This is a genomic window from Agrobacterium sp. (genome assembly GCF_032092815.1).
Taxonomy (GTDB): Bacteria; Pseudomonadota; Alphaproteobacteria; order Rhizobiales; family Rhizobiaceae; genus Agrobacterium.
On the sequence record NZ_DAMDBP010000054.1, the window covers coordinates 12,098 to 23,353 of the forward strand.

Consider the following 11,256-nt stretch of genomic DNA (forward strand, 5'->3'; position numbering starts at 1 on the left):
GAAAAGTTGTAGCTTTCCGCACCCAGTTCAACACGGGCCACATCCTTCAGCAGCACGGAACTGCCATCGGGATTGGCGCGCAGGATGATCTCGCCAAAGGCCTTCGGATCGGACAACTGACCCTGCACCAGAACGGTTGCTGTCAAGTCCTGCGATACGGGGTTGGGGGCCGCGCCGATCTGGCCGGCGGCAACCTGCGCATTCTGCGCGGTGATGGCGGCATTGATATCTGATGCGGTTAGATTAAGGCCAACCATCTTGTCAGGATCTATCCACACGCGCATGGCGCGCTGGGCGGCAAACAGCTGGGCACGCCCCACGCCATCAAGACGGCGCAGTTCACCCATGACGTTGCGGTTCAGGTAATCGCCAAGCGCCACGGCATCCATGCTGCCATCGGTAGAGGTGAGGGTCACCATCATCAGGAAGCCCGAGGCGGCTTCTTCGACATTGATACCTTGCGATGTTACCGCAGAAGGCAGGCGGGATTCCACGCGCCGTATGGCGTTTTGCACGTCCACGGATGCCTGGTTGATGTTGGTGCCGGCCTCGAAGGTTGCGGTGATGCTGACGGCACCTGATGTATCCGAGGTGGACTCGAAATACATCATGCCGGAAACGCCGTTCAGCTCCTCCTCGATCTGTCGTGTCACGCCCTGGTAAATCTCCTGCGGAGACGCACCGGGATAGGAGGTGGAAATGGTCAACTGTGGTGGCGCAACCTTGGGGTACTGCGCAATGGGAAGAAAGGGCAGGGCGATGATGCCCGCAATGGAGATAAACAGGGCAAACACCCAGGCAAGCACCGGCCTGCTGATAAAAAACTGTGCCATCTTGTTACCTTACTGGCCAGAGGTTGCTGGGGCTGCGGAAGCCGGGGTTGGCGTTTCCGGCGCAGAGGCGCTATCGGCCTGCTCCTGGTTTTGTGTCCATGGTTCTGGAGCAACCTTGGTGTCCGGCTGCAGTTTCTGCACGCCATCAACCACGACCTTTTCGCCTGCTTTCAAACCGTTTTCGACCACCCATTCCTGGCCAATGGCATTGCCCAGCTCAACCTCACGAATTTTGGCGGTGTTGTCGGCACCAACCACATAGACCTGCGCCTTGCCATCAGCGCTGCGAAGCACCGCCCGTTGCGGAATGGTGATTGCGTCCTGCCGGACCGCCTGTTCGACCTTGACGCGAACATACATGCCGGGCAGCAGATCACCCCTGGCATTGGGGAATTCGGCACGCAAGGTAACCTGTCCGGTGGTGGAATCCACACTGGCGCTGGAAAACAGCAGCTTGCCCTTTTCGCCGTAGACATCACCGCCATCAAACACCAACTCGACACTGGCCTGATCCGGTGCCGGGCTTTCCAACCTGCCTTCACTGACCGCCCGGCGAAGGGCCAGAAGATCCTGAGCCGACTGGGTAAAGTCAGCATAGACCGGGTCGATCTGCTGGATGAGGGCGAGATTGGAAGCGCCATCTGCCGTTACAAGCGCACCTTCGGTCACAAGCGCACCGCCGATAATGCCGGTGATTGGCGCGCGCACCTCGGTATATTCGAGGTTGATCTTGGCTTCTTCCAGTGCCGCCTGTTGAAGGGCAACATCGGCCTCGGCCTGTGCCAGATTGACGGCAGCCGTGTCATATTCCACGCCGCTGGCAACATTGCGTTCGCGCAAGGTGGTCTGTCGGGCCAGCTGCACCTTGGCATTGTCTCGGGTTGCCTCGGCGCGGCGCAGGGAAGCCTCGGCGCTGGCAACGCGCACGCGGAACAGTTTCGGGTCGATGCGGTAAAGCACGTCCCCCTGCTTGACCAGCGTTCCCTGCTCGAAAACCCGCTCCTGCAAGATGCCGGAAACGCGGGCGCGAACCTCGGACACGCGGGTTGCGGCCACGCGGCCGGGCAGTTCGTTGACAACAGGAATGGCGTGCGCCTCAAGGCTCAGCACGGCAACGGCCGGTGGCGGCATGCCTTCCTGCGCGAGGGTTGTTGTGGCGGAGAGGGCAAAAAACGTAGTGGCAATAAGGCACGCCTTCAGGCGCGGCAAATCGATGCTGCGATACATGAAAATTCCTTCAATGTCGGGATCAGGCCTTACGGCCGCAAATTACGTCTCTTCGGGGTAGGATGTGTAAATCATTCGCACACCTTCGAGAATTCTTGACTGGTCTTCGGGGCTCCATTGATGGAAACCGAAGAGTTCGGTGATGAAAAAGCCGGAAAGCGCCAGATAGGACATCAGCGCCGCCTGCGGTTTGGGACCCGACGCCATGGCCTTCAGGTCGTCCGTTGTCCATTTGCGCATCCGTTGCTGCATTTTTTCTTCCGAGGATACGGATGCACAAACCGCAAGCGCAACCGCACGCTCGGTATCGTCCACCACGCGTGATGCGGCAGTGATACGCCCAAACAGCTCCGGGTGAGGGGCGTCTGCCGCTGCTTCAACGGCCGCAGACTGCCGTTCCAGCTCCATGTTCATGCGGCGGTCGATCAGTGCCTCAAGCAAGGCACTTTTCGACTTGTGGTCATAAACGACAGTCGATTTGCTGACGCCCGCTTCCTGCGCCACGGCATCGATGGAAAGACCGGACGCACCAAGCTTCACGACAACGCGCTCCGCGGCGTCGAGAATATCGTCTTTCTTTATTTTTCTGGTACGGCCCACGGCAGTCTCCGGATGAATGAGTTTTTTTAATTACGAACGATCGTGTTTAAATGCAATAAAAAAACGACCGTTCGTATAGAAATAATCACCTGTCACTGTAATGTTTCCGTGTTCAGTTGCCTGAAGCTGCTGTTGACGAAGTGGGATTGCACGGCTGCTTGCCCTTCAAGTCTCTGCGCAAGCGCTTATAGCGGTAGCCGAAACTTCTTATTTTGCTGAATTGCAATTGCTGCACGTCAAAACACCGGATAACGAAACCGCATGGGCAAAATTCGTTACCTCGACGGCCTTCGTGGCGTTGCAATACTGCTGGTTTTCATGATCCATGCTGGCGGTTGGGGGCTTTGATCGCTTGGCGATATCGGAAATTCACTCGCGGACCACGGAAAATACGGCGTCACGATATTTTTCGTTGCCTCTGCCTATGTCATTTGCCTGTCCGCCTCTCGCGCCTTCGAAGGGCTCGATTACAACTGGAAGGCTTTTTATGTCAGGCGGTTTTTCCGGATCGCGTCAATGTATTTTCTGACCTTTGGTTGTCAGCATTCTGCTGCGCCAACCGGAGGCGTGGCCGCCCACCGCATCCATCATTTCGCACTTTACATTTTTGAATGTGCTCTACCCTCGATACGCCAACGACATACTCTCGGTTGAGTGGTCGATTGCAGTTGAAATGGGGTTCTACGCGGTCGTCCCGTTTTTGATTATGGCGATCAGGCGCAGCGTTGCAGCTGTAACATTGGTCACCGTCATACTTGCTATTCCCTCCGTGTTATACGGAGGATTTAAGCTGATCGGTGGTGACTATTTTGAGTTCAGACATTACACGCTGCCATGGCGCGCTTACGCATTTTTGTGCGGCGTTCTGGCTTTTCACGTCCGGGATAGCCTGAAAAACCAACGGTATTTGTTCGCTGCGCTTTTTGCCTTGGCAATGCAACTGATCGTCGGTGAAGGGTCGTGGAGCGGTCCGGTATTTGCTGTCGTCACTGCCATCGTTATTATAGACGGTCATCACAACGGCTGGCCAGAAAGGGTGTTGTCCCTCAAGCCGCTCACATTCATTGGCAAGGTCAGCTTTTCTCTCTATCTGATCCATTCAATGTGTATATCCTTGCTTGGCCTGTACCTGTCAGTACCGGCGGCCATTTTGCTGGCTTACATCTGCCAAAGATTTGTTGAGGCTCCCTTCCAGTCCTGGTCAAAGACCATGTGCAGAAAGCCGTCATCCTCTGCGGCGGCGCCCTGAAGCGTCCACCCCAGAGTGAAACATCGCTTTTCAACGAATGACAGTTTTACAAGGCGTATTGGCTAATCGTAATGCTCCTGGACGTAAATCCAAAGGGTATCCATTTGTTCTGCCGGGAAATCCAACAATTCTGACAGCCGAACCACCATGGCATCATCGCGGCGATAAGACTTTCGTCCTTCAATATCGAGTTCCGCAAGGTAACGTTCGTCAGGGTCTTCAATGGCCGCGTAGACATCAGCCTTTTTCAGCGAAAGCAAGTCCCGTGCTGCTTTCCAGAAAGGCACAGGCTCAATGGGTAGAAATGGCTTTGGTGCATGTTGGGCTTGCTGCTGAAGAACGCTGAACTCTGCATATTCGCCGGCCGTCATCTCACGAAAAACGCCATCAATATATGTCTTTTCCATATTTTTAACCCCTCCTGCCTTCGACGAGAAGACGTCCAGTGAAATTGCCGGAGCTCATATAGAGCCGCAGTCCATTGAGCGCAGATGGAGTGGCGTGAGCCCCTCCCACCAGCAGGCTGAAATAGGCGTTTCCGCTATCAACCCCCACGGCCTGTCCCGTGTAATATTTCGATTGTGATTTTGCCTTGTTGAACTCGAAGATCATGCCTTCGAAATTGAGATCGTAGGTGTTGGAAAGACTGCGGTAGCTGGGTGTCATTGCTCCAACACCTGATGTGCCGCCATCAAATCCAGCACTCACGCCAATCATGCCGCTGGCCGAGATATAATAACCGGAGTTGATCCAGGTCGTCCCATTGTCCGGGCTGAGCAACAGACACGGAACCACATTGCTGGTGCTGGGGCGAAGGGTACCGCTGACCCTGATCTGGCGAAAGGCATCGAGCCCGGTCCTGGTATAAGCGGCGACATTGATCAATTCTCCCGTGTCGTCGACAAGCTCCCACGCCTTCGTGGTCTCAAGTGTTGTTACGCGGGTTCGCGCGTCAGCCACGTCATTGACCATTTGGCTGGCTGCCAACGTCGCTGTATCCAGCGGAGCATCATAGGCCTTGATAAACCAGGTGACCGTGATGTTGGTGGGGCGAGTTTCGTTGGCTGTCCGTGGTACACCGTTTACACCATCCGATATAGCATTCTGAACTTTGTTATAAATCGGGGTGCTACTTCCCCCTGGGTTTGCTGCTGTGCCGCCAGCGCTTCCATTATTGAAGTTCTCAAGAATATGCCAATGCCCCTGAAACGCATCTGCCTGAATCGAACCAAATGCTCGCCCAGCATCTCGCAATGTTTGCGACGCGCGCCATTGCCGTTTGAACAGTGCTTCATCCGTGGCAGGAAATACCGGGTTGCCAGCACCATTGATGGCCCAGCCATTGGCCAAGGCCCATGTCCGCAATTCCGGATAGGCAGGCGTGATTTCAAGCCCTGGAATAATCTTGAGATATCCCGGCGGTGTCGTGGCGCCATTGCCGTAAACATCGATGATCGTGCCAATCGGCACGCCGCCATTCAGATAGGCCTGGTTCGCCCAATATTTGGCGGAATGGTCCGTGCCATCCACAACCCCATCCAATTTGACGGCCCAGTCCTGCGCGCGTGCGGACCATTGCGCCGCAGTCGCCGCGGAATTCGCCGTTTCAACGGATGAAGCCTCTGCATTCTGTGCATGACCTTGAGCCGCATCGCGCGCCTGGTAGGCTTCAGCTGCATAACCTGCGGCGTTGACAATCATGCCGGAATTGGGGCCTTTGCCCAGCAATCCGCCGACCATCATCAGCGTGTCGCCCTCATCAAGATTGTTTGCGATCTTGAGGCCGGACTGGCCATAATCCGCCAGAATGGAACGGTCAGACTGTTCCTTCAGCTGCTGGATCTGCATGGTCAGAAGGTCAAAGCGAACCTCGACCGTCTCGGCATAATATGCGCCCTGATTTTCGAGATCCGTTTCCTGCGTAAACGGCACACCGCGCAGCAGCACGATTTTCTCCGTCGGTTCAGGCGCGACGGTCAGAACGGCATTGCCGCCCGCATCGTCGGACACGCCGGTCACGGTGAAATCGACTTCGTGGGCAAGCACGATCTCGCTGCCATCGGCATTGATACGAATGACCCGCAAATGGTGCGGGTCATAAATCTTGAACTGATATGCGAATGCGGTGGTGACACCGTTGCCATTATAGGGGCCGGAGCGGTTCACTTCGCTGGGTATGGTCATTGTTTCTCGCGCCTTTGATGTTTTGTCGACCATAGGCGCGAGAAGGTTATCAGGCTGATCTGGCCACGTGATAATCCAGCAGCGAACCGCCTTGACCCTTGAACTGCTGCATACGCGCGTCAACCACGCCGGCAATTTGCGTGAAGGGCAGACCGTGGGCCAGCGCCGTTGCCTTGAGAATGGCCGCGATTTCTGGCTGTTCCAAGTGCTTGTTGTCGACCGTATTGCCGATGAGGTTTGCCAGGTTTCTTGTGCCGGTCGAATCCTTTCCGTCACGCATGAAGGGCAGGGCCTCCATGACAGACACATTGTCTGAGGCTGGATTTGAACCCGCTGCCGCCCTCAAAACTGCCTCGGCATGAAACAGTGAGACGAGATCGATCGCTAGTGACATGCCATTGACCTCAGGGTCGGTGGTCAACATGTCTGCTTCAGCCTGCCTGTTCTGGTTCATGTGTGATTTGGCGGTCATGAAACTGCCAAGTGCTGTTAGCAGCGCCAGAACCTCTTTTTGATTGGGTGAGCCGCCATTTCCACCAGCTTTGCCAGATGAGTTCACAGCCTGCTGCACCATGGTATCGGCATGGGAAATCGCTTTGGCCTCATTTTTTTCTGAGGTCTGCAGCCCTTGTTGATACGCCGCCAGCCACACCGGCGCATCCACCATTTGATATTGCAGTCTTTGCGACATCCAGCTGGCAAGCCGGTCAAGCGGTTCGTCTTTTGCAGCCTGATTGCCATCGCCTGCCTGCAACCGAGCGGCCATATAGGGTGATAATGCGGTAATGCGTTTCAACACTCCAGGTCGCATGACGTGCTGTAGGCCGTCGGCAAAGCCTTGGTGGCCGATCAGAGAGATGGCTGATGACAAGCTGGAACTGTCTGAAAGCGCAGCACCGAGATCACCGGCAAGTCGTGTCGCGGTCCCATTGTCTTTGGAAAGCCGCGCCATGCTGCTCACCAGCTCCGCTTGTGCCATGTCACCGGTTGCGGCATCACGCAGCCAACCCTGCAGCATGGCATGGTCCGCACCTTTGCCAGTGTGGATAAAAGCCATCTGAATACGCTGATCCTGCAACAGACGGCGGCTGTTTGACAGGGCCTCGCTCAACTCCAGATCATGCACCAGTTCATTGATGTGCCGGTGCAGAACCGACATATCAAACTCGACCGGGGAAGCGGCCTCATTCATGCCTTGGCTGCCATGGTGGCTGTCGGTTTGCGCCTTGGCAAAACGTCCAGCGAGAACCCATTGTGCACCATCTGCACCGTTGCCGCGCAACGGGTAATAACCACCAGCCAGTTTTTTGCCACCAATCACCACCGGGGTTGCTTCCACCCATTGTGGTGCAACACCGGTTACCCGTGTTTCGCGGGCAGCAATGTCTGCATTGAAAGACCCGGCATAATCCCAGACAGATTGAATGAAGTCCGCATCACGCGCATCCAGAAATCCAAGAACAGAGCTGACTTGCGCCTGGTTCAAGGCATCTTGGTTGTTGACGTCCATCAGCTGCTTGCGGTTTTCTGCAGTGCCGGTGTTGAGCGCAACGGCAATCATGTCCCATTTGGAAAGCGAATAACCAAGCTGTGGCACATGCACACGACGCGCCATATCCTGGCGTTCCTCAGGCGAATAAACGTCATAAAGCGCTGCGAGCTCACTCGCCGCCTTTTGTTTGCGTGCCGCCAACCGTGTGATTGCCGCATCAACTGGTGCCTTGATGGCAGACTGCACATCACTGCCGTGGCGTGATCCGTCAAGTTCCCGTAACGCGACATCGGCATTCATGCCGGCATCAAAATAGGGGCGAGGGCGATTGCCGTGTCCAACCGCGCCGGTACCGCCATCGCCCGCCATCATGGGGTCGGCATTGGTCTGGGCAAAGGCACTCAACACGCGAGAAATGGTTTCCTCGTAATCCCTGGTCTGTTCGGCATCCACCAGTTTGCCGGCGCGAAGCGCGCTATGTTCCAGGTTTTTCAGGCTGTTGATCACATCGCGAAACGTCTGCAACGGAAGCTTTCGGTAGGATAGTCGTGTCGTGGCTGAAACCACGCTGTCGCTTATCGCCAGCTCGTTTTCGCGACCTGCCGCTTTCATCTGGTCGATGTACTCGTCCAACGCTCCGGTAAAACCGGCCAGCCGTCCAGTTTGCCTGCTGGCAGAAAATCCCGTTTCGGCACTTTCCACAGAGGGCAAATCGTAACGTGCCACGAGGTCGTTCAGCGCGTCATTATAGTTGATAAGGCCGTTGTCATATTGGCGGGCATTGAAAAATTGCTCGCGCCCTTCGGGTGTAGCAAGGGTTTGAACATAGGCCTCCATCTCTTCCACTTCGCGGGCGATGGTGCGGCTTTCCACGTAAAGCGCGTGGTTCAGCAACTGCCGTCGTTTGACGGTGTAGAGCTTTGTCGCAATCTCGTTTTTGTCTGCAGCTTTGCTGGTGTCGCCACGCCGGAAACACTGTCATCCGGTGTTGCCGTCACATCAGCGACATCGGGTGCTTGGGCGGAGGACAGTTGAATAGCCAGACGTTCTGCCTCTTCGGCAGCCCGTCGCTCCGCGGCCAGAAACCGCTTGCTTTCCGCCGCATCCTGCACCGACATGTCAGAGATCGTGGCCTTTGCCGAGATATGCGCGTCTTTCAGCGTCAAGTTTTGTGGTGTTTTGGAAACGCGGCCGACCGCTTTCAGCTCTGTTTCCAGCCATTGGCCGCGGCTGGTGTTGTGAATGGCGTCCATGGCTTTCAGATCGGCGGTGCCGTCATAAAGCGGATCGCCATGGCGTTCGCGCATGATACGCGCAGTCTCACCGTCAATTCGGTCGTTGCGGCTCGGCGCCATCACCATAAGACGCAGCAATTCATCGCCAGAACTGTAGCCAAAGATACTGGCGACATCATCCGGGTCGAGACCATCCTTATCCGTGTAAACAGTCTGGCTGCCACGCGGCAGCACATTCAGAATTTCATCGCCGTAACGCTCCACCAGCATTGCCTTGTCAAATCTGATGTCCCCGAAGTTCGCGGGCGCGACACCGTCGCCAAGCCAACGACGGTTGCTCATCAGCTCGATCGCCCGGTAATGGCCCTCGGTGTTTACCTGCTCTTCTACCTGGGTGCGAACCGCTGCCTTCTCCTGTGCATAGGCTTTGTCCTGTTCACGCCGCACCGGCTGCATTACGCTTTGCAGCATTTCCGCACTTGCTTCGTCCTCACTTCGCTGGCGTGCGGCGGTAAAATCGGCATATGCCGCCTGGGAAAGACCCATGGCCTCTGCGGATGAAAACACAGGGCCGCTTTCACCAGCGTCCAGACGCGCCATTTCAAGCTGGCCGTCACTGACCAGCATGCGGTTAAATACTTCTGCTACCTCAGGGCTGGTTTTCCCGTTAACAGCTGCGCTGTTCACGTAAGCCGTCGTCAACCACTTTCGAGCGGTTTCAAATGTGCCAGCAAGTTCGGGTGAGGGCACCTGGCCTTCCAGCATGTATGTCTGAAAGTCACGACTGAACTGTGTCTGCAGGCCACTGTCTACAGCCGCGGTTTTTGTAACGCTATCGACCGACCCTGTTGCAAGAATGGTCGCGCCATCGGTCACGGCAAGGTCGTTGTTAGCAATTGCTTGTGCATCAGCCTCTGCAACGTTCTTCGCGCTTTGACCCCACCAGTCATTCAGCTGAGCCATGGCTGTCACCGCCGTCGGCTCGCCCTCGTTGGCCATGTCTCGGATATGATTGGTGAACTGACCAACTACGCCTGCAATTCCAGCGCTGGAGAAAGCCGTGATACCACCGGCTCCCATCCCCCCTAAAGATCGGCCTTCCGATGCGGATGCGCGTTTGCCTCCGGTTTTATCTTGAGGCAAGGGTTGCACATCACCATTTTCCTGGGGCAGGGCATGAGTTTTGCCGTCTTCACCGGGCAACGGTTGTGCATCGCCTTTTTTGACCGGCGTCATTTTGACGTTGTCACCGGTTTTAGCGCGTACATCGGACAGCACCGTTTGTGAAACAGCGTCAAGATCCTCACTAACTGCGTATCTAGTCAGTGCGTTAACGGTGAATGTCTTCGGGCCGGTCTGTGTCTGCTGTAGATAAAGCGTCTCGCCATTAGACATGTGTTTGATATAGCCAATAATTGGCTGGCCACGCTCATTCTTCCCGCCGGAAATTATTCGGTCAGCTGATGATATTATGTCAGGGATTACCTGAATATCTGCCTTCGTGACAGGTAATTGCGTGTCTGAGAGTGTTGTGTTGTTGAGACTGTCACGAATAGTTTTGGTGCTGAGAGAATGTTGAGCATTTGAAATGTCAAACCCCGTCGCATCCTGTACCGCCTGCACTACGCTGTCACCAGCACGGCCGACATTTTTTTTCCTGTTTGTGCCACTTGGCTTGTTTTTAGCGGCATGCAGCAGATCTCGCACCACTCTTCGGGCGCGCTCGGCGTCGGCAGTTGTACGTGTTTCCCTGTCGACACTATGCTGTGGGTTATTGTTCTGCTTTTCACTTGAGGGGGAGGTTGCCGCGTTACTTTGGGAAACGCTGCTGGAAATGTCACTCGGTACCACATTAGTTTCGGCAGCTTGATTGGCCTTTTTGTCCTCAATTCGAGCATCACTAAGTAATTTATCGAAGTTTTTGAGGTGTTCTTGTGCCTGCGCATGGGACATGTCATCGGGACCAAAGCGCATGTGTTTTTTTATCGCTGCGTTATCGGGGCCGTCTGCTACGCGTCCAGCAAATTTGGCGGTAGAAATTTTTATATCACCGCCGCTGCTGCGTGCCTCATCAAATTGTTGCCTGGTTAAGCCTATTTTCTCGGTAAATTCATAGGGGTCGCGACCATTTGTTTCCAGCATGTTAGATAGTGTATTTGCATCCACGTACATGTTTTCCGCGGGTGTGCCTTTGGTTGCCCGTTCTACTCGGCGCTCAAACTCCTCGGGGGAGAGCTTTCGCAGGTCAGGACCCTGCGCTTTTTGTGATAATTTATCTATCACAGAAATAGTTTGATCGGCAGTGACAGCTTTGCGGTGATCTCTATAGGTTTTTACTGTGGCTTTACCGATATCAAATGTAGTTTTTGCTACATGGGGAAGCCCAGACGCAATAATTTCGCCCCAGTTTATGTCTTGTCCTGCTCCTAACCGGGC

At 55.2% G+C, this 11,256-nt stretch carries 8 protein-coding genes; 1 reads left to right on the forward strand and 7 read right to left on the reverse strand.

Going from position 1 to position 11,256, the window contains the following annotated elements; translation table 11 throughout:
- The 3 genes from RT613_RS21335 to RT613_RS21345 all read right to left on the reverse strand — a co-directional run.
- Positions 1-833: efflux RND transporter permease subunit (locus RT613_RS21335; RefSeq protein ID WP_313618389.1), on the reverse strand; the 833-nt coding region annotated here is incomplete at its 3' end.
- Between the two features lie 9 nt (positions 834-842).
- A complete protein-coding gene (locus RT613_RS21340) occupies positions 843-2,060 on the reverse strand; it encodes an efflux RND transporter periplasmic adaptor subunit (RefSeq protein WP_313618390.1) in 1,218 nt (405 codons plus the stop codon).
- A gap of 42 nt (positions 2,061-2,102) precedes the next feature.
- The gene (locus RT613_RS21345) at positions 2,103-2,660 is read right to left on the reverse strand and encodes a TetR/AcrR family transcriptional regulator (protein WP_313618391.1); all 558 of its coding nucleotides are present in this window, start codon (positions 2,658-2,660) and stop codon (positions 2,103-2,105) included.
- Positions 2,661-3,192: 532 nt separating this feature from the next.
- Between RT613_RS21345 and RT613_RS21350 the strand changes: the two genes are divergently transcribed.
- Complete coding sequence (locus RT613_RS21350; protein ID WP_313618392.1) at positions 3,193-3,909, forward strand: acyltransferase; 717 nt, start codon at positions 3,193-3,195, stop codon at positions 3,907-3,909.
- Positions 3,910-3,971: 62 nt separating this feature from the next.
- On the opposite strand, the gene RT613_RS21355 is transcribed toward RT613_RS21350, so the two are convergent.
- From RT613_RS21355 to RT613_RS21370, 4 genes are all read right to left on the reverse strand, one after another.
- Positions 3,972-4,316, reverse strand: coding sequence for a hypothetical protein (locus RT613_RS21355; protein ID WP_313618393.1), 345 nt, complete (start codon positions 4,314-4,316; stop codon positions 3,972-3,974).
- Between the two features lie 4 nt (positions 4,317-4,320).
- The gene (locus RT613_RS21360; protein WP_313618394.1) at positions 4,321-6,093 is read right to left on the reverse strand and encodes a hypothetical protein; all 1,773 of its coding nucleotides are present in this window, start codon (positions 6,091-6,093) and stop codon (positions 4,321-4,323) included.
- Between the two features lie 49 nt (positions 6,094-6,142).
- Positions 6,143-8,479 (reverse strand): hypothetical protein, encoded by a 2,337-nt coding sequence (locus RT613_RS21365; RefSeq protein WP_313618395.1) that lies wholly within the window; start codon positions 8,477-8,479, stop codon positions 6,143-6,145.
- The coding region (locus RT613_RS21370) for a hypothetical protein (protein WP_313618396.1) at positions 8,473-11,256 on the reverse strand (2,784 nt) is incomplete at its 5' end. The genes RT613_RS21370 and RT613_RS21365, both read right to left, overlap by 7 nt.